The 18368-nt window shown below is 62.7% G+C and carries 16 protein-coding genes; 8 read left to right on the forward strand and 8 right to left on the reverse strand.

Annotated features, from left to right (window positions below; translation table 11 throughout):
* Nucleotides 1–76: 76 nt before the first annotated feature.
* On the reverse strand, nt 77–1327 hold the full coding sequence (locus U5919_RS05000; RefSeq protein WP_336022593.1) for a Glu/Leu/Phe/Val family dehydrogenase: 1251 nt from the start codon (nt 1325–1327) through the stop codon (nt 77–79).
* A gap of 286 nt (nt 1328–1613) precedes the next feature.
* Between U5919_RS05000 and U5919_RS05005 the strand changes: the two genes are divergently transcribed.
* Together U5919_RS05005 and U5919_RS05010 are read left to right on the forward strand one after the other, a co-directional pair.
* A complete protein-coding gene (locus U5919_RS05005) occupies nt 1614–2381 on the forward strand; it encodes an IclR family transcriptional regulator (protein ID WP_336022594.1) in 768 nt (255 codons plus the stop codon).
* 79 nt (nt 2382–2460) lie between these two features.
* Nucleotides 2461–3438, forward strand: a complete 978-nt coding sequence (locus tag U5919_RS05010; RefSeq protein WP_336022595.1) for an amidohydrolase family protein — start codon at nt 2461–2463, stop codon at nt 3436–3438.
* Nucleotides 3439–3633: 195 nt separating this feature from the next.
* Here U5919_RS05010 and U5919_RS05015 read toward each other — a convergent pair whose 3' ends face one another.
* Nucleotides 3634–4419: a 2-keto-4-pentenoate hydratase gene (locus tag U5919_RS05015; protein ID WP_336022596.1), complete on the reverse strand. Its 786-nt coding sequence runs from the start codon at nt 4417–4419 to the stop codon at nt 3634–3636.
* 176 nt (nt 4420–4595) lie between these two features.
* Here U5919_RS05015 and U5919_RS05020 point away from each other — a divergent pair, with 176 nt between their 5' ends.
* The 3 genes from U5919_RS05020 to dmpG all read left to right on the forward strand — a co-directional run bounded on the left by U5919_RS05020 (nt 4596) and on the right by dmpG (nt 8190).
* Nucleotides 4596–6080 carry an aldehyde dehydrogenase family protein gene (locus U5919_RS05020; protein WP_336022597.1) on the forward strand — a complete coding sequence of 495 codons (1485 nt, stop codon included), beginning with the start codon at nt 4596–4598 and terminating at the stop codon, nt 6078–6080.
* 123 nt (nt 6081–6203) lie between these two features.
* Nucleotides 6204–7148 (forward strand): acetaldehyde dehydrogenase (acetylating), encoded by a 945-nt coding sequence (locus U5919_RS05025; protein WP_336022598.1) that lies wholly within the window; start codon nt 6204–6206, stop codon nt 7146–7148.
* Nucleotides 7141–8190 (forward strand): 4-hydroxy-2-oxovalerate aldolase, encoded by a 1050-nt coding sequence (dmpG, locus tag U5919_RS05030; RefSeq protein WP_336022599.1) that lies wholly within the window; start codon nt 7141–7143, stop codon nt 8188–8190. Before U5919_RS05025 ends, dmpG begins: the two co-directional genes overlap by 8 nt.
* 24 nt (nt 8191–8214) lie before the next feature.
* Here dmpG and U5919_RS05035 read toward each other — a convergent pair whose 3' ends face one another.
* Entirely contained in the window at nt 8215–8601 is a 387-nt protein-coding gene (locus U5919_RS05035) for a VOC family protein (protein WP_336022600.1), read from the reverse strand.
* A 162-nt stretch (nt 8602–8763) separates the two neighbouring features.
* Between U5919_RS05035 and U5919_RS05040 the strand changes: the two genes are divergently transcribed.
* Nucleotides 8764–9546 (forward strand): 2-keto-4-pentenoate hydratase, encoded by a 783-nt coding sequence (locus tag U5919_RS05040; RefSeq protein WP_336022601.1) that lies wholly within the window; start codon nt 8764–8766, stop codon nt 9544–9546.
* Between the two features lie 154 nt (nt 9547–9700).
* On the opposite strand, the gene U5919_RS05045 is transcribed toward U5919_RS05040, so the two are convergent.
* The 5 genes from U5919_RS05045 to U5919_RS05065 form a co-directional block, all read right to left on the reverse strand.
* Complete coding sequence (locus tag U5919_RS05045; protein ID WP_336022602.1) at nt 9701–10645, reverse strand: VOC family protein; 945 nt, start codon at nt 10643–10645, stop codon at nt 9701–9703.
* A 174-nt stretch (nt 10646–10819) separates the two neighbouring features.
* Nucleotides 10820–12490, reverse strand: a complete 1671-nt coding sequence (locus U5919_RS05050) for an aldehyde ferredoxin oxidoreductase family protein (protein WP_336022603.1) — start codon at nt 12488–12490, stop codon at nt 10820–10822.
* A gap of 131 nt (nt 12491–12621) precedes the next feature.
* Nucleotides 12622–14016 (reverse strand): SLC13 family permease, encoded by a 1395-nt coding sequence (locus U5919_RS05055; protein ID WP_336022604.1) that lies wholly within the window; start codon nt 14014–14016, stop codon nt 12622–12624.
* A gap of 602 nt (nt 14017–14618) precedes the next feature.
* Nucleotides 14619–15407 carry an ABC transporter permease gene (locus U5919_RS05060; protein ID WP_336022605.1) on the reverse strand — a complete coding sequence of 263 codons (789 nt, stop codon included), beginning with the start codon at nt 15405–15407 and terminating at the stop codon, nt 14619–14621.
* 1 nt (nt 15408) lies between these two features.
* Nucleotides 15409–16212 (reverse strand): ABC transporter ATP-binding protein, encoded by an 804-nt coding sequence (locus U5919_RS05065; RefSeq protein WP_336022606.1) that lies wholly within the window; start codon nt 16210–16212, stop codon nt 15409–15411.
* A 206-nt stretch (nt 16213–16418) separates the two neighbouring features.
* On the opposite strand from U5919_RS05065, the gene U5919_RS05070 reads away from it, so the two are divergent.
* Nucleotides 16419–17510, forward strand: coding sequence for an ABC transporter substrate-binding protein (locus U5919_RS05070; RefSeq protein WP_336022607.1), 1092 nt, complete (start codon nt 16419–16421; stop codon nt 17508–17510).
* A 26-nt stretch (nt 17511–17536) separates the two neighbouring features.
* Nucleotides 17537–18298, forward strand: a complete 762-nt coding sequence (locus tag U5919_RS05075; RefSeq protein ID WP_336022608.1) for an ABC transporter permease — start codon at nt 17537–17539, stop codon at nt 18296–18298.
* Nucleotides 18299–18368: the final 70 nt, after the last annotated feature.

An 18368-nucleotide genomic window follows, 5' to 3' on the forward strand; every position in this document is an offset into this window, starting at 1 on the left:
ATCAGCGTTTCCGGGCAATTCCCACGGCGCTTCCGGGCAGTTCCCAACGGATCTTCCGGGCAGTTCCCAACGGATCTTACGGCCAGTTCCCACCCTCTGCGTACGCGTCGGCGACGCGCTGAATGCCGACGACGTACGCCGCCGTCCGGAAGTTCGGGAGGTCGTTCGACTTGTAGGCGTCGACGAGTTCGTCGAACGCGCCCGTGATCACCGATTCGAGTTCGTCGTTGACGCGCGCTTCGCTCCAAGCGAAGCGCTGTCTGTTCTGCACCCACTCGAAGTACGAGACGGTGACGCCGCCCGCGTTCGCGAGGACGTCCGGGACCACGAGCACGTCTCGTCCGGTGAGCACGTCGTCGGCGGCGGGCGTCAGCGGGCCGTTCGCCGTCTCCACGATGACGTCGGCCTCGACGGCTTCTGCGAGGTCGGCGTCGATCGCGTTCTCCAGCGCGGCGGGGACGAGGAGGTCGACGTCGAGCGTGAGCAACTCCTCGTTGGTCAGCTCCTCGGTGTCCGCATAGCCCGTGACCGTCCCGGTCTCGTTCTTGTGAGATTTCACCGCGTGGGCGTCGAGGCCGTCGGGGTCGTACACGCCACCGGAGGAGTCGGAGACGGCGACGACAGTCGCACCGAGTTCCTCGATGAGCCGCGCCGCGACCGAGCCGGCGTTCCCGTAGCCTTGGACCGCGACGGTCGCCTCCGTGAGGTCTCGATCGAGGTAATCGAACGCCTCGCGAGCGGCGAACATCGTCGACCGGCCGGTGGCCTCGACGCGGCCCTCGCTCCCGCCGGAAGAGATGGCCTTGCCGGTGATGACGCCCGGTGCGGTCGTGCGTTCGAGCGTCTCGTAGGTGTCTTTGAACCAGTTCATCTCCCGTTGGCCGGTGTTGACGTCCGGCGCGGGGATGTCGCGGTCGGGACCGACGAGCGGACGGAGTTCAGCGGCATACGCGCGCGTCAATCGCTCCAACTCGGCCGCGGAGAGTTCGTCCGGATCAACGACGATTCCTCCCTTCGCGCCGCCGAGCGGGATGTCGACGACGGCGCATTTGTAGGTCATCCACCCGGAGAGCGCCTTGACCTCGTCGCGAGAGACGTTCGGATGGTAGCGAATCCCGCCTTTGTAGGGGCCGCGGTCACCGTTGAACTGCGATCGGAACCCCTCGAACTGTTCGAGCGACCCGTCGTCGCGTTCGACGGAGAGGGTCACTTCGAGGACCCGCTCGGGATGCTTCAGCCGTTCGAGCACATCGTCGTCGATATCGAGGTAAGCCCCCGCGTCATCGACCTGTTCTTGAAGGCTCTCGAAGGGATTCGCATCCGACATACATTCCGGTTCTGCAGGTAGAAATTTAAATACTACTGTACTGGGTTTTCAAAACCCGAGTTCTTCCGACCCGTGTCGGAAGCTTCTGCTCAACAGAAAATAAATAACTATATAGTTTATTTTAATCAAGTAATCCATTAACTCGTGTATAATTCCGATTAATGGGCGTAGTATAGGTACTACAATTGGAAAAGAAAACCCCTAGTGAGTTTTGTATATATCTGCACTATCTATATAGTGTGTTTTCATACCGAAAATGTATGTGGTTCCGGGTGCATTGGGAGATATGACGAAGAAAGCGAACCACCCCGTCCGGACGACTGAAAAGACGCTGACGCTCATCGAGACGCTCGACACCGACGAGGGGTTCCGACTCACTGAACTGGAAGAACGCCTCGATATGAGCAAGAGCGGGATTCACAACCACCTCAGCACGCTCAGAGAACACGGGTACGTCGAGAAAAACGGCGACGAGTACGCGCTCAGCCTGAAGTTCCTCTCGCTCGGAGGGCACGTCCGCAGTCGCTCGCCGCTGTACCAGTACGGTCGCTCGAAGATCGATCAACTGGCGAGTGACACGGGGATGCTCGCGAATCTCGCGACCGAGGAGGGCGGCCGAGCCGTGTACTTGTACCAGTCTCGCGGCAGTTACGCGGTCAACCTCGATACCCACGTGGGCTATCGGCTCCCGCTGCACAACATCGGGATCGGCAAAGCGATTCTCGCGTCGCTCCCGCGGGAGCGCGTCGAGGCCATCGTCGACGAGTGGGGGCTTCCGAAGGCGACCGAGAACACGATCACCGATCGCGACGAACTGTTCGACGAGCTCGAGGAGATCCGCGAACGCGGGTACGCGACCGACGACGAGGAGCGGACGGAGGGGTTGACCTGCATCGGCGCGCCGGTCAAATTGGGTGGTGACGTCCTCGGTGCGATCAGCATCTCCGCTCCGACGAAACGACTGGGCAACGCCGGGTTCGACGACGACATCACCGCCGAGGTCGAGAGCACGGCCCACGAACTCGCCTTAGACATCAAATACGCGCGCCAGTAATCGCTCGCGAGGGCGAAACGGCGGTTCGTCGGACGCCAGTGAGAACTATTATCACCTCGTTCGCACGTACTACTGAGATATGCCGGAAATCGTCGACGGCTACACGCACGTCTTGACAGAGCGGTTCTTCGAGGACCTCACGGACAAGTTCGGGTTCCAAGGGCTCTCGGGCCGCCCGGAATTCCTCTGGGATCACGAACAGCGGAAGCGAGATATGGCCGATTACGGCGTCGACAAGCAGATCATCACGCTGGCGCTGCCGACGATGTTCCAAGGGATGGAACACGATCTCGCCCTCGATATCACGCGACTCGCGAACGACGAGATCAGGCGGCTGGCCGACGAACACCCCGACGAGTTCATCCCGGTCGGGACGATCCCGAAGGTGAGCGAAGAGTTCCTCGCGGAGTTCGACCGCTGCGTCGACGACCTCGATATGGCGGGCGTGCAGATCTTCTCGAACATCGACGGCCGCCCGCTCGACGACGACCGGTTCTGGCCGCTGTTCGAGCGCGCGGAGGCGACCGACACGCCGCTGTGGATGCACCCCCAACTCTGGGAGTGGTACGACTGGGCCTCCGAGTATATGGAGCACCGCCTCTTCGGCTGGCCGTTCGACACGACGCTCGCGCTGTCGCGACTCGTGTTCGGCGGCGTGATGGAGGAGTACCCCGACCTCGAAATCGTCTCGCACCACGGCGGCGGGATGGTCCCGTTCTACGGCCGCCGGATCGAGATGTTCTACGAGCAACGGATGACGTACCCCGAGAACTACAAGGGCTACCACGAGCACGCCGCAGAGCTCTCACAGCCCGCCGAGGAGTACTTCAAGAAGTTCAACGCCGACACGGCCGTCTCCGGATCCACGCCGGCGATCGAATGCGCGTCGTCGTTCTTCAACGAGGGCAACGTCATCTTCGGAACTGACTACCCCTTCAGCCCCGAGCGCGGCCGGCAGACGATCGACTACACCATCGACGCCGTCGAGCGGATGGACGCCGACGAGGACGCCAAAGCCGACGTCTTCGCCGGCAACCTCTACGAGCTGATCTCCTGATCGGGTACGTTTTCAATATCTGAATTCACCGGCCGTACGTTCGATATTTCGGGGGCGACTCCCGGGCTAAAAAACAGACGTACATATGTTATAAAAATCGGTAGTGTGACCGTAATTCCCCGATAGAAGGGCGAAAGCGTCTTGTTTCGTCCCGAATAGAGAGTTTTCGTGCAGAAAACGGTTCTGCCGGCAGCGTTATTCGGCGCGGACTTCCATCGTGCCGAGATTCGCGAACTCGATGGTGTAGACGTCGCCGGGTTCGATGTCGATGGCCGCCGTGATCCCGCCGCTCATCACGAGTTCGCCCTCGCGGAGTCCGTCGTCGACGTCGTCGAGGCGTTCCGCGAGCCACGCGACCGGGCGGGCCGGGTTGCCCATGATGTCGCCGCCGACGCCCGTCGACTCGAGTTCGCCGTTGACCGAGACGGCGACGCTCTCCATCTTCAGGTCGACGTCGGTGACGTCGCGGTACTGCTCGCCGACGATGACTTTCCCGGCGGAGGTGAGGTCGGCGATGACGTCTTGGGCCGAGGGGATGGACCAGCCCTGGAAGCGGCTCTCTAAGATTTCGACGACCGGGACGACCGCGCGGGTCGCCGTGAGCACGTCGGTCACCGAGACGGGCGCGGTGAGGTCTTCGTCGAGGATGAAGCCGATCTCGGCCTCGATGCGGGGCGCGATCATCTCGTCGGTCGGGACGGGCTCGTTTTCCAGAACCGTCTCGTGGGCGACGTAGCCGAAGATCGGCTCCGGAATGCCGAGCTGTTCCTGCTTGGCCTCGCTGACGAGCCCGAGCTTGTGACCGACGACGTCCTCGCGGCCGCCGGCGCTGAGACGGTCGAACACCTCGAACTGGATCCGGTAGGCGTCCTCCGTCGAGAACTCGACGTCGTCGGTCAGGGGCGCGATCGGTTCTTTCTGGTCGTAGGCCTCATAGAGCTTCGTCGCGAGGTCGTCGACCTCCGCTGAGCTGAGTGACATACACCCGCTACGTTCGCTGGTGCACTCATTATACTTTCGACAGACGGATTCGGGCGAGGAGACCGATCGTGACGTCGTGTAACCAAAAACAATTACTCGAACACGTTCGGATTATAATGATGGACGTTTTCCGGGGTCGACATCATTTTACTCGTGGGGTCCGTTAAAACGCGTGTATGACTGAAGCAGCAAACGGCCAAGAGATCTCGATCGACGCGCCTTGGAACGGCCTCTACATCGACGGCGAGTGGATCGCCCCCGGCGACAGAAGGTCGATCGACGTCCGCAACCCGACGACGCAGGAATCGATCACGTCCGTACCGGCGGGGACGGTCGAGGACGTCGACCGCGCGTTCGAGGCGGCGACTCGCGCGCAGGAGGAGTGGGCCGAGACGACGCCCGACAAACGCGCCGCGGTCGTCCGCCGCACGGCCAACCTGATCGACGAGTACGAAGAGGAGATCAGAGAGATCCTCGCGGTCGAGACCGGCGCGGCGAAGCCCCGACAGGACATCGAACACGGTGGGACGGTCACGTTCGTCCACGACGCGGCCTCGTTCGCCTTCCGTTCCTCGGGCGGGCACAACCAATCGAAGATCCCCGGGAAGGAGAACATCATCAAGAAAGAGCCCGTCGGCGTCGTCGGCGTGATCTCGCCGTGGAACGTCCCGCTGAAGCTCTCGATCCGCGCGGTCGCGCCCGCGATCGCGCTCGGGAACAGCGTCGTCCTCAAGCCCGCCCAAGAGTCGTCGATCTCGGGCGGCCTGCTGCTCGCTCGCCTCTTCGAGAAGGCCGGACTCCCCGCCGGCGTGCTCAACGTCGTCACCGGAAAAGGCTCGGTTGCGGGCGACCGAACCGCCGCGCACCCCGACTGCGACGTCGTCGCCTTCACCGGCTCGACCGGCGCGGGTCGACTCGTCGGCGAAAACGCCATCGAGCACTTCGCGTTCCCCGCGCTGGAACTCGGCGGCAACAACCCCCACGTCGTGCTGGAGGACGCCGACCTCGATCAGGCGGTCGCCGCCGGGACGTTCGGCTCGTTCTGGAATCAGGGGCAGGTGTGCATCTCGATCAATCGTCACCTCGTTCACGAGTCGCTCTACGACGAGTACGCCGAGCGGCTCGCCGAGCGCGCCGCGGAGCTGAAGATCGGTGACCCCACCGACGACGACGTCGTGATCGGCCCGATCATCAACGAGTCCCAGCGCGACGAGATGATCGAGTACATCGAGCGGACCGTCGAGGAGGGCGGCACCGTCCTCACCGGCGGCGAGGCCGACGGCCTGTTCGTCGAGCCGACGGTTATCACCGACGTCACGAACGATATGGCGGCGGCGTGCAACGAGCACTTCGGCCCGGTCGCGCCGATCATCCCCTTCTCGGACGACGACGAGGCGGTCGAACTCGCCAACGACACCGAGTACGGGCTCGCGGGATCCGTTCACTCGGCCGACCGCGGCCACGCTCGCGACGTCGCCGATCGGATCGACGTCGGGATGATGCACGTCAACGACCAGCCGGTCAACGTCGAACCGCACGTGCCGTTCGGCGGCGTGAAAGAGTCCGGGCTGGGGCGCTACAACGGCGAGTGGATCATCGACGAGTTCACCGAAACCACGTGGACGTCGGTCCAGCGCGAGCCGAGAGAGTACCTGTTCTGAGGCGCTGACTCGGGCGTTCAGCGCTCGTCATTTTCGAGTCGAAAACGCCGAATTGCGCGGCGCTGAGCGTTCAAACGCGGGCGCAAGCGAAGTTATTTGTACGATAGATTCATATACCAATATATGTCGTTAGATGCGGCGATCGTCGGTCCGGGTAACATCGGAACCGACCTGATGTACAAGATACTCGACCGCGGGGAGGATATCGATCTCCAGCGGATGATCGGCATCTTCCCGGTCGAGGAGTCGGAGGGCCTGCAGGCGGCCGTCGACGAGGGCGTCGACGTCGGCACCGACGGCATCGACAGCGTCAAAGAGTACGCCGACGAGTTCGACCTCGTCTTCGAGGCGACCAGCGCGGGCATTCACGAGCAGCACGCACCGGTGTACGAGGACTTGGGCCTCTTCGCGGTCGACCTCACGCCGGCAGCGATCGGCCCCTACACCGTCCCGGTCGTCAACGCCGAGGAGGTTCTCGCGGGCGGCCACGAGAACATCAATATGGTCACCTGCGGCGGGCAGGCGACGATTCCGCTCGTCCACGCGGTCGACCGCGTCGCCGACGTCGAGTACGCGGAGATGCTCTCGCACATCGCCTCGAAGAGCGCCGGTCCGGGGACGCGAAAGAACATCGACAAGTTCACGCAGACGACCGCCGCCGGACTCGAAGAGGTCGGCGGCGCGGACCGCGGAAAGGCGATCATCACGCTCAACCCCGCGGAACCGCCGATTATGATGCGGAACACGGTCTACACGATGGTCAACGAGGACACCGACGTCGACGAGGTCCGCGACTCCGTCTCGCGGATCGAAGACGAGGTGCAGGGCTACGTCCCCGGCTACGACGTCACGCTCGAACCGACCGTCAAGGACCAAGACGACGTCGCCTTCGACCTCGGCGACTCGATCATCCTCACGACGATGCTCGAAGTCGAGGGCGAGGGCCAGTACCTTCCGCCCTACGCGGGCAACTTAGACATTATGACAAGCGCAGCACTCGGCGCAGCCGAACGGGTCGCACAGCAGTCAGCCGATGCCGACGCCATCGGGGGTGTGAAAAATGACTGACGCCGACGTCCGACTCGTCGATATGACGCTCCGAGACGGGATGCACGCCGTCGACCACCAGTTCACCCCCGACGAGATGGCCGACGTGGCCGCCGCTCTCGACGCCGCGAACATGGACGTCGTCGAAGTGTCGCACGGCGACGGAATGGGCGGCTCTTCGATCAACTACGGCTTCGCCGCCGCCGACACCGAGGAGTACCTCGACGCGGTCGTCCCGGAACTCACCGACACCCAGCTCTCGGTGCTACTGCTTCCCGGCATCGGCACCGTCGAGGAACTCGATATGGCGGTCGATCGCGGAGCCGACATCTGCCGGATCGCGACGCACGTCACGGAGGCCGACGTCTCCGAGGACCACTTCCAGTACGTCAAAGACCGCGGGATCGAGGCCAACGGCCTGCTGATGCTCTCGCATATGGCCGAACCAGAGCGGATCCTCAAAGAAGCGAAGCTGATGGAGGAGTACGGTGCCGACGCCGTCTACCTGATGGACTCAGCGGGCGCGCTGCTCCCCAACGACGTCCGCGACCGGATCAGCCTGCTCGTCGACGAACTCTCGATCGACGTCGGCTTCCACGCGCACAACAACCTCGGTCTCGGCATCGGCAACACGCTCGCCGCGCTCGAAGAGGGCGCGGTGACGACCGACGGCTGTCTCCGAGGGCTCGGTGCCGGGTCTGGAAACGCTCAGATCGAAGTGCTCGTCGGCGTCTTAGAGAAGGCGGGCTACGACATCAACCCGGACTTCTTCGGCGTGATGGACGCCGCCGAGGACGTCCTCGTCCCGATGATCGACGACGACGAGATGCCGAAACTCGACAACGACTCGCTGATGCTCGGATACGCGGGCGTGTACTCCTCGTTCCTGCGGCACACCCGCCGCGTGGGGAAGAAGTACGATCTCGACCCGCGCGAGATCCTTGTCGAACTCGGCGCGATGGAGGTCGTCGGCGGTCAAGAGGACCTGATCACCGACGTCGCCTCGCGGCTCGCCGAAGAGCGCGACGCGGGCGCGGCCGCCGAGGCCGCCTCCGACGACTGAACGACGCCGCAGAATTCGTTTTATTCAGAGATCGTCGCGGGGTTCGATCAGTTCGAGCACGTGCCCGTCCGGGTCGGTGACGAAGGCGATCCGCCCGCTCACGCCCGTCGAGTCGAGCGGACCGCGCAGGAGTTCGCTTTCGGTCTCCTCGGTGAGCCGTTCGACCAGCGCATCGGTGTCGTCGACTTCGAGCGCGAGGTGGTCGAAGCGCCGAGTCGACGGTTCGCCGAGGTCGTGCTCTTCCTTGTGTTTGAACTGGATCTCCGTCTCGCTCTCGCCGCGGACGTAGACGTTGCGCGCGTCGTCGCCGCCGACGAAGTCGTTGGTCTTCTCAAGTCCGAGTTCGCCGACGTAGAAGCCGAGAGTCTGTTCGACGTCCGACACCCAGATGGCGCTGTGGATGACGTCCATACTCGTCCGTCGGACGGGTGGTCGCATAAATGTCGTGGATACTCAACTCGGCGGAGGGGAGGGGCCGTGTCCCGGTGGCGGGGAAGGGATCGTCTCCGGTGGCGACGGGGTGCGGTCCACCGGATCACCAACCTATTTGACGTCGCCCTCGGTAGAGCGCGTATGGCAGTCGAAGACGACACACGCGAGGAGTTGGCCGAAGCGCTGTACGACGCGCTGCGAACGCAGGACCCCATCGACCGGCTCACCGCCGAGCACGACCTGACGATGGAGGATGCCTACGATATCCAGACCCGGTTCATCGATCGGCGACTCGACGACGGCGCGGAGATCGTCGGCCACAAGATCGGCCTGACGAGCGACGGCATTCAGGAACAACTGGGCGTCGACGAACCCGACTTCGGCCGTCTGCTCGATACGATGTTCGTCGAGGGACGCGAGATTCCCGGCGAGGACCTGATCGCCCCGCGGGTCGAACCCGAGATCGGTTTCGTGATGGAGGAGACGCTCGAAGCGCCCGTGACGTACCTCGACGTGTTGGACGCGACGAGCGCCGTGCTCCCCGTCGTCGAAGTCATCGACAGCCGCGTTCGCGACTGGGACATCCGCATTCAAGACACCATCGCGGACAACGCCTCCTCGGCGCTCTACGTCGCGGGCGAGCAGGCGAGCCTCGCCGACACCGACCTCTCCTTGGAGGGCGTCAAGCTCTACAAGAACGGCACGCTCGAATCCTCAGGCGTCGGCGCGGCGGTCCTCGATCACCCCGCGCGGTCGGTCGCGTGGCTCGCGAACACGCTCGCCGATCTCGACGAGCGCATCGAGGCCGGACACGTCGTCCTCAGCGGGTCGTTGACGCCGGCGGTCGATCTCGCGCCGGGTGACGTCGTCTCCGTGGAGTTCACCTCGATCGGCACGGTGAACGCCCGGCTCGCGGAGGAGTAGCGTCGAAAAGTCGTATCGAAGAGTATCGTCGAAACGTCGCGTCGAAGAGTATCGTCGAAACGTCGCGTCGAAGAGTATCGTCGAAACGTCGCGTCGAAGAGTATCGTCGAAACGTAGTATCGAAGAGAAGATCCGATTCGGCGCGGTAGACGAGTTACTTGTCCGTGTACGGAATGCCGCCGAGGCTGTACTGCGTCCCGAACCACTGGTGATCGTCTTCTGAGCCGATGTTCTCCTGCCAGACGACCGTCTCCCAGTCGGGCTCGAAGTTGAGGTAACCGGGGCCGGCGAACAGTTCGAGGCGGATCCCGCTGGCTGGGTCGTTCACGTAGAGGTAGTTCGCGTTCGTGATGGCGTGCTTGCCCGGGCCGCCGTCGATCTCGACGTTGTTCTCCGCGAGGATGTCCGCGGCGTCCCAGAGGTCCTGCAGATGATCGAGGTGGTAGGCGATGTGGTGGAACTCCGTCTCGTCCTCTTCGAGGCGGTGCACGGCGAGGTCGTGCGGGAGCGGCGTCGTCGCGTGCCACCAGCCCCAGATCGTGCCGTCGGCGGACTTGAAAACCTCGTTGAGGCCCATCCCGAACTCCTCCTCGAAGAGCTGCGAGGTCGCCTCGGGGGTTCCGTCCTGCACGTGCGCGTGGTCGATGCGCTGGGGATAGACCCGGTTGGCGTACTCGGGACTGTAGCGACGCATCGGGATGTTCGAACGCTGCTCGCCGTCGATATCGGGCTTTTCCATCTCGTAGTAGATCTCGAAGCGGTGACCCGACTCCGACTCGAACATGATCGAGTCGCCGATACCCGCCTCGTGGCCGTCTTCGGTCCACCAGACGTCGAGGCCCTGCTCCTCGAAGATCTCGGCGTACTCCTCGACGGATTCGGGGTCGGCCGCGCGGAGCCCGATGTGATCGATCGCACCGCGTTCTCCCTCGGTGAGACTCATCGTGTGGTGTTCGTAGTCGCGGAGCGCACAGAGATACGCCGTGTCGTCCTCCCGCTCGACGACCTTCATCCCCATCAGGTCCCGGAAGAACCAGAGCGACTCCTCGAGATCGGGGGTCTCGAACGCTATGTGCCCAAGTTTGGCCAATTCTGCCATATAAAATTCGTTGGTAGTTCTGTTATATACATTTAGCGATCCCTCTGAGTGGCCCGTCGCACTTCGTCGACAGCGCTGTGCGTCAACGGCGTGCAACGGAACTCAGCGCGCGTGGTTCCCCGGAGAAAAATTCGTGTCGTCGCGTGAAGCGTAGGAAGCCCGGAGGTGACGGGTTCAGTCCGCCTGTGCGAAATCGGCGACGCGGTCGCTCGGAACGATGCCGTCGTCGGTCCAGCCGCGGGCCTCGTAGTACTCTTGGATCGAGGATTCGAGATCGGGAAGTTCGTAGGGCAGACGGTCGTCGTCCGTGTCGCGGCCGCGCTGGTTGTTGAAGTGGCGTTCGAGGGTGACGACGCGGTCGCCGACCGCCAGAATGTCCTCGTAGTCCTCGTCGAACAGCGCCTCGAACACCTCCTCCTCGATGATGCGCCCCAGCCCGAACTGACAGAGCACGGCGCTGTCGCGGACGGCGTTGCGGTTCTCCTGGTCGATGAGGAAGTCGGCCTTGCCGGCCGTGCCCTCCGCGGGAATGATGTCGTTGTACTCGGGGATCATCATCGTCGAGTACATATGGTCGGCTCCGCGGTTGCCGACGGCGTAGGAGAGCCCCTGCCCGTGGACGACGCGGCCGTCGTGGGCGGCGAAGTCGAGCCCTTTGACGGTCCAGTTCTCGACGCCGAGGTCCTCGTGGATTCGGTCGATTCCCTCCGCGAGCGTGTCGCCGATTCCCTCGCGGTGGGCGATCTTCTCGATGAGTTCGTGAATCAGTTCGACGTTGCCGAACTCGTCCTCGCTCGCGAGGTAGGCGGCGATGGTGTTCCCACAGGAGATGGTGTCCATCCCGAGGTCGTCACAGAGTTCGTTGGACTTCATGATGTCGACGATGTCGTCGACCAGCGAGTTGCTGCCGAACGCCATCACCGTCTCGAACTCGGGACCTTCGGTCTCCAGTCCGCTCGCCTCGTCTTCGGTGGGAAGCTTGCAGGCGAAGGCACACATCGAGCACGCCGCCTTCTTGTACTTCTTCTCCTCGACGCGGTCGCCGTTGATCTTCTCGGCGTGCTCGAAGGACATCTCCGAGAAGTACTTCGTCGGCAGCGAGAAGTTGTCGTTGAGGATCTGGACGAGGTGGGTCGTCCCCTGCCGGCGGAAGATATCGTCGCTCGTCGCCGCCTGCCGGTGGACGTCCATCTGCACGTCCTCGTTGGGGAGTTCGATCTCCGGTGCGGAGTCGCCGTCGAAGGAGACGCACTTGACGTTCTTCGAGCCGAGTATCGCCCCGAGCCCGCCGCGACCGAACGCCCGCTCGTCGTACGTCATCGCCGCGGCGAAGCGGACCTCGTTCTCTCCGGCGGGGCCGATCGTCACGAGGTTCTCGCTTTCGAGGCCGTGCCGATCGCTCATTTCCTCGGTGACTTCGGGAACGGTCGCGCCCGCGAGTTCCGGTACTTCCTCGAACTCGACGCCCTCGTCGGTGACGTGGACGGCGAGCAGTTCGTCGCTCTCGCCCGCGAGTTCCACGACCGAGTGGCCGGTTTCGACGAAGTTCCGCGAGAGGTAGCCCCCGGCGTTCGAGGAGAGCAGCCCGTCGGTCAGCGGCGAGACGCCGGTCATGTTCATCCGCCCGGTGAAGCTCATCGAGGACTGCTGGAGGGGACCCGAAGCGAAGTACGCGCGGTTTTCCGGTCCCAGCGGGTCCGCGTCGAACGGGATCCGGTCGTGCGCGAGTTTCGTCGAGACGCCGCGCCCGCCGATGAACGCCTCCAGCTCATCGTCGATGGTCGTCGTCTCCGCTGTCCGGTCTCCCACGTCGACCGTCAGCAGCGATCCGTTGGCGTGTAGCATCGTCCGTAGATACGTAACCGAATACAAAAACCCGTCGCACATACGTAACTGAATCAGAGAGCCCGATTCATCGTTAGAGAACCCGATTCATCGGCTCTCGAATCCATCCAAGGCATCACGGCGAGGGCGGACTAGCCAACGATCGCCAGAATTCCGAGTTGGATCGGAGCCAAGAGGAGGATCGTCGCGAGCGTGACCGCCGAGACGACGCGGATCAGCTCCCGCGCATCGACGATATCAAAGGCGAGGATGACGACGAGCACCGCCGATTGGTAGGGGAAGAAGGGCATCGAGAGCGCGACCGCCTCGGTCAGCGCGACGGGGAGCAACGGGAGGCCAGCGTCGGCAGCGAAGGCGAGTAGAACAGGTGTTACCACGCTCGCGGCGGCCAACCCGCTGACGACGAACATCAAGACGACGGTGAAGACGAAGACGATACCGAGGACGACGAAGAGCGACGCGTCCGTCGGGACGACGGTCAGCAGTTGCTCGGCCAGCGCCGCGGCGACGTTGGTCCGAGTCAGTCCCTCGCCGATCGCGAGCACGGCGGCGATGAAAAAGAGAATCGAGAAGTCGACGTCGGCGACGGTGTCCTCAAAGTCGGCGACGCCGACGACCGGGAGAGAGGCCAGCACCGCTACCAGCATCGCCCCGTAGACCGGGTGAAGGCCGTGAAGCACGTCGGTCACCCACACGGCTACACCCGCGACTAAGAAGAGCAGCATCCGGCGTTCGTCGCGGTTCATCGCCGCTGCCGTCGCGGCGGTGCGCTCGACGGTGAGATCGGACGGTGGTCTAAACAGCGCGTACACCACGGCAACGGTCACGAGCAGTCGCCCGAGGCCCATCACCGGGAACATCAGCACGAACCACTCCGACCACGCGATCGACGCGCCGGTCACGGACTCGAAGATCCCGAGGATCACGATGTTCGGCGATCCGCCGGTGAGCACGGCGTAGCTCCCGAGATACGTGACGAGGACGGGCCCGAAAAACAGCCCGAGTCGCACCCGCCGAGCGTCGAATCGCTCGCCGACCTCCAGTGCCACGGGCGCGAGGACGAGCACCCGAACGATGCCGACGGGGATCACCAACACGAGCAGTAGTCCGGCCGTAGACAGCCCGAGCAGGAGTCGTCGGTACGTCCTCGCCGGCGCGGTGTCCGTCCGCCGGGTGACGCGGTCGACGATCCAGCGACCCGTCCACTCCGCGAGACCGCTTCGACGGGTGGCCTCGCCCATCACCAACCCGAAGGCGATGAGCCACGTCGCCGGCGAGCGAAAGCCCGAGAGCGCGAGGTCCAACGAGAACGCGAGGCCGAGCAGTCCGAGACACAGTACGCCGGTGTACGCCGGCGAGACGACGTTACTGATCCACAGCGTGATACAGAACGCGGTGATCGCGAGCATCGTCGCGCTCGCGGGGCCAAACGGCGCACCGAACCGGACCACGACGGCCGCAACGATGCCGAACGGAACGGCGAGAGCCCTCCGGTTTCGAGGCCATCCGACGGAAGCGGCGATCATCCGTCGTTCTCACACTCCCGTTGGAAGGCCACTGTCTGCACGACTACACCCTCGGAGATTGATCATAAATATATTCGGACTGGTAGTCCGGCGTGTGTGACGAGCGATCCGGGAATGCAGTGACAGCCCTGTGGAGAAAAAGAGTTCTGAAATGGAAAACAAATATGTGGAACTACATCGAGTTTCCTCGGGAGAAACAGACCAGTTACCGGTTACTCTACTGCACAAATTGTCTTTTTCGGCCCTTAACGACGAATCTGTCCGCTCTACGACCTCACAGATGTTCTATAGTAGCGTTTGCAACCCATTGCGCATCCGATCGCACGACGGCGTTCGATCGAGTGAGTGAAGATTTGCAAACGCTACTATATTGTTTGAGTTAGTGGCGTGCCAGATTGATCGCAGGAAGTTTTCAAATGGAGAATCCCACTTATGCGGAAGATAACCGGTGTTCGTCCGTATTTCGGACGGAGAGCGGTCAGAACAGACTTAGCGAACCAATTTCTCTGAATTGGACCGCTGAACGAGCCGTTTCCGAGTGGCGCGAACGCCACAGAGAACGCGAGAGATACCGCCACGGGACGTGGGTCGCCGCTCGGATGTCACTCCGTCACTCGTACCCCTTCGGCCTCGGGTCGCCACTCCATCACTCGCTCGTGGAGCGGCGCGAGAACGCCGTACTCGACGGCAATCAGGAAGACCACGAAAATGATGAGCCAACTCATCATCGTCGGGAGGTCGTACTGGTCGAAGTACCGCCGGAACATGAAGCCGACCCCGCGCGTGAGTAAGAACGCCTCGACGAGCAGCGTGATCTTCCAGCCGATCGAGAGCCCGGAACGGAAACTGGCGAACAGGAACGGCGCGAGTTGTGGAATGATGATGTCTTTGAACGTTTGGAGCCGTCCGGCACCGAAGAACTCCGCCATCTCCGCGAGGTCGGTGTCGAGGTTCCGTGCGCCCTCCCACATATTCAGTCCCACGAACGGCGTGATCACGAGGGGGATAGCGAAGTACCCGCTACTGGCGTCGAAGCCGATCCAGATGGCCGAAACGAACACGATCACGAGCGACGGAATCGCGAGCCACGCGTAGACCCACGTCGCGAGCGTGCTTTCGAGCGTCTCGTTCCGACCGAGCGCGACGCCCAAAATCGTTCCCGCGACCATCGAGACGATGAGCGACGCGAAGAGCATCTCGATGGTCTTCCAGACGTGGAAGTAGAACATGTTACCGTACGGCCCCGGGGTGGTGAGCACGACGACGAGCGCGGCGAAGGTCTCCGGAAGACCGGGAATCACCTCCGGGAGCGTGACGCCGCCGATGTACCACAACGCCAACAGCGTGATGATCGATACGACGGTGTACAGATAGCGAGTCAGCCGGTCCATCTCAATTCACCACGTGCTCGTGGAACTCCCTGTAGAGTTCGGCTTCACGCTTCGCGATATCCGGGTCGTCGTACTGTCGCGGTCTATCGATATCCACCTCGCGTCGAGCGAACATCTCCCCGTCGGTGTTCATCATATAGATGTAATCGGACAGGAACACCGCCTCGTTGATGTCATGTGTGACGAACACGATCGTCTTCTCCTCGCGCTTCCAGATGTCGAGTAGCTCCTCGCGGAGGTCGCGGGCGGTGATCTCGTCGAGGCTGCTGAACGGTTCGTCCATCAGCATAATCTCGGGTTCGATCGCGAGCGCGCGGGCGATCGACACGCGCTGTTTCATCCCGCCGGAGAGCCGCGTCGGGTAGTTGTCGTGTTCGTCGTCGAGATTCACCATCTCGAGGTACCGATCGACCCGGTCGTCCCACTCCTCGTCGGGGACGTCGCGTGCCTCGAGCGCGAATTCGATGTTGCCTCGGACCGTCTTCCAGTTGAGGAGCCGCGGTTCTTGGAAAATGTATCCGAGCGAGAGGTCGTCCGGTGAGACGTCTTTGCCACCGCGTCGCATCGTTCCGCGATCCGGTTGAATCAGCCCGGATATCACGTTCATCAGCGTGGTCTTCCCGCAGCCCGACGGACCGAGCAACGAAACAAACGCGCCCGCCTCGACGTCGAGATCGACCTCGTCGAGGACGAGAATCTCACCCTGTCCGGGTTTTTCGAAGCGCTTGACGATGTCTCGGAGTTCTAACATACCTGTCGACGAATCGGCGCGGTCCGATTTCATCGATCGCTCTTCAGTGGCCATCACAGCGCCCTCCTTCGATGCGTGGCAGAGAATCCCCGCAGAGATCGTCTTGATGCATAAATCGTGTGAACGTGTCTCATAACACGATGGATATTTAATAATCTTACTATGGCGAGTATCCAGCGACGGCTCGTGGCCGACTATTGGTTCTAATTATACACGATCTTCCCGGTATTTTTATTACGCTCGGTAAGTTGCTCGGACATATGCAACGTGTTACCAGAAGGCGGTTCATCGTTGGATCGGGTGCGACGGGTATTGCCGGATTAGCAGGCTGTAGTAGCGGCGGCGACGGCGGTGGCGGCGATGGTGGCAGCGACGGCGGCGATAGTGGAGGTGGCGGTGACAGCGGGGGCTCCGACGGGACCACGGCCGGATCCAGCGGGGATGAGCTGACCGCCGTTCGGATTCAACTCCCGGAGGGGACGATCCACTACCCGATGTACGAGGCCGCGACCGACGCGGGCGTTTTCGAGGAAGAGGGAATCGACCTGACCGTCGATTACGCCCCGTTCAGCGCACAGGTGCAGTCGCTGACCAGCGGCGAAGTCGACGTCAATATGGTCTCGATGATCCCCTATATGGGCAACTACATTCAAGGGGAGGACCTCGTCACCTTCGGCTGGGACGGCTGTCTCCAGAGCATCAACGCGCTCTATACGCGCGCGGCGAGCGATTACGAGTCGATCAGCGATCTCGAAGGCCGGCGGATCGGCGTGTGGTCGTGGGGCTCGTCGACGGTCCAAGCGTTCCAGGCCGTCGTCGCCGAGGAGTCCGGCCTTCGGCTCCGGCAGGACTTCGGCACGACGACCGCCGCGCCGCCCGCGCTGCTCGGCCTCCTACAGGACGAGGAGATCGACGGCGTGATCAACGTGAGCGGGCTCACGATCACGATGGAGTCCGATCCCGACACCTACCGTCGGCTGACGCAGCTGAACGAGATGTGGCGCGAACGGACCGGGTACACCCTGCCGCTCACGTCGTGGTGGAGCTACTCCGATTGGTACGAGAACAACACCGAAACCGCTGCCGCGCTCCTCCGCGGCGGTCAGAGCGCGACGGAGCACTGGCGGGAAAACACCGTTTCGATACTCGAGGAGTACGGCGAAACCGCCTCGATCGACAACCAAGCGAAGATCGACGTAGTCGACGAGTGGGCCAGCGACGGGCAGATCTTCCGCGACACGACCAGTGACGACTACCGAGACGCCACGTGGGAGTTCGTCGAACTGATGAGTAGCTACGACTTCCTCGAAGAGACGCCGTCGCAGGACGAGGTCCTCCGAAACCCACAGTAACGGTCTCAACGACGCTAGATTTCCTTATGTATTCCTACGTTCAAGCCCGAAATCTCGAAAAGAAGGCGGCCGTAGCCGTCGTGCTACTCGCCGCTTGGCAGCTCGGATCGCAGTTTTTCCCCGCGTACGTTCTCCCCGGAGTCGTCGAGCTTCTCACGGCGACGCGAACAGTCATTGTCGATCCCCAGTTCGGGACGTATCAGAGCAACATTCTCGACACTTTCCAACGCCTGCTGGCGGGGTTCGTGATCTCGGTGGTCGTCGGGACCGTGGTCGGTACCGCGATGGGGCTTCGAAAGGAGGCGGAGGCGTTCCTCCGGGCGTGGATCGTCCTCGGCCTCTCCGTGCCGTCGATCGCCGTCGCGTTCGCTCTTATCATCGCCCTCGGTATCTCGGAGTGGGTCCCCGTGCTGACGGTCGTGATCGTCGGCGTTCCGTTCGTCATTCTGAATATGTGGGAGGGTACCCAAGAGCTCGATCCGGAGATCACGGAAATGGCCGATTTCTTCGGCGCAACCCGCCTGCAGCGATACCGGGATATTCTTCTTCCCCAAGTCCTGCAGTACCTCTTTCCCTCGATGTACTGGGGGCTGGTCGTCTCTTGGAAGGTACTGTTCATCGCCGAGGTGTTCGGCGCGGGCTCCGGCGTCGGCTATATGGTCAACTACTGGTTCCAACAGCAACGCGTCGACCTCCTTCTCGGCTGGATCGTCATTCCCGTCATCCTGATAATCGTCGGACAGGAAGGTCTGCGAGCCGCCGAACACCGTCTTATGCGGTGGCGGTAAGTCGATCACCGCTCTCCCGACGGCGGTTGTTTCCGCCCACGGAGGCCGGTGATGTCCCCCGAATGCCAAC

This window comes from Halobellus sp. LT62 (genome assembly GCF_037031285.1).
GTDB classification, from domain to species: Archaea; Halobacteriota; Halobacteria; order Halobacteriales; family Haloferacaceae; genus Haloquadratum; species Haloquadratum salinisoli.

Excerpts from the sequence above, each read along its gene's own strand:
- U5919_RS05005 (WP_336022594.1), top strand. The coding sequence starts at position 1,614 with ATGACGAAGAAAGCGAACCACCCCGTCCGGACGACTGAAAAGACGCTG.
- U5919_RS05060 (WP_336022605.1), bottom strand. The coding sequence starts at position 15,407 with ATGGACCGGCTGACTCGCTATCTGTACACCGTCGTATCGATCATCACG.
- U5919_RS05035 (WP_336022600.1), bottom strand. The coding sequence starts at position 8,601 with ATGGACGTCATCCACAGCGCCATCTGGGTGTCGGACGTCGAACAGACT.
- U5919_RS05020 (WP_336022597.1), top strand. The coding sequence starts at position 4,596 with ATGACTGAAGCAGCAAACGGCCAAGAGATCTCGATCGACGCGCCTTGG.
- U5919_RS05050 (WP_336022603.1), bottom strand. The coding sequence starts at position 12,490 with ATGCTACACGCCAACGGATCGCTGCTGACGGTCGACGTGGGAGACCGG.
- U5919_RS05070 (WP_336022607.1), top strand. The coding sequence starts at position 16,419 with ATGCAACGTGTTACCAGAAGGCGGTTCATCGTTGGATCGGGTGCGACG.
- U5919_RS05045 (WP_336022602.1), bottom strand. The coding sequence starts at position 10,645 with ATGGCAGAATTGGCCAAACTTGGGCACATAGCGTTCGAGACCCCCGAT.
- U5919_RS05040 (WP_336022601.1), top strand. The coding sequence starts at position 8,764 with ATGGCAGTCGAAGACGACACACGCGAGGAGTTGGCCGAAGCGCTGTAC.
- U5919_RS05025 (WP_336022598.1), top strand. The coding sequence starts at position 6,204 with ATGTCGTTAGATGCGGCGATCGTCGGTCCGGGTAACATCGGAACCGAC.
- U5919_RS05075 (WP_336022608.1), top strand. The coding sequence starts at position 17,537 with ATGTATTCCTACGTTCAAGCCCGAAATCTCGAAAAGAAGGCGGCCGTA.
- dmpG (WP_336022599.1), top strand. The coding sequence starts at position 7,141 with ATGACTGACGCCGACGTCCGACTCGTCGATATGACGCTCCGAGACGGG.
- U5919_RS05000 (WP_336022593.1), bottom strand. The coding sequence starts at position 1,327 with ATGTCGGATGCGAATCCCTTCGAGAGCCTTCAAGAACAGGTCGATGAC.
- U5919_RS05010 (WP_336022595.1), top strand. The coding sequence starts at position 2,461 with ATGCCGGAAATCGTCGACGGCTACACGCACGTCTTGACAGAGCGGTTC.
- U5919_RS05065 (WP_336022606.1), bottom strand. The coding sequence starts at position 16,212 with ATGGCCACTGAAGAGCGATCGATGAAATCGGACCGCGCCGATTCGTCG.
- U5919_RS05015 (WP_336022596.1), bottom strand. The coding sequence starts at position 4,419 with ATGTCACTCAGCTCAGCGGAGGTCGACGACCTCGCGACGAAGCTCTAT.
- U5919_RS05055 (WP_336022604.1), bottom strand. The coding sequence starts at position 14,016 with ATGATCGCCGCTTCCGTCGGATGGCCTCGAAACCGGAGGGCTCTCGCC.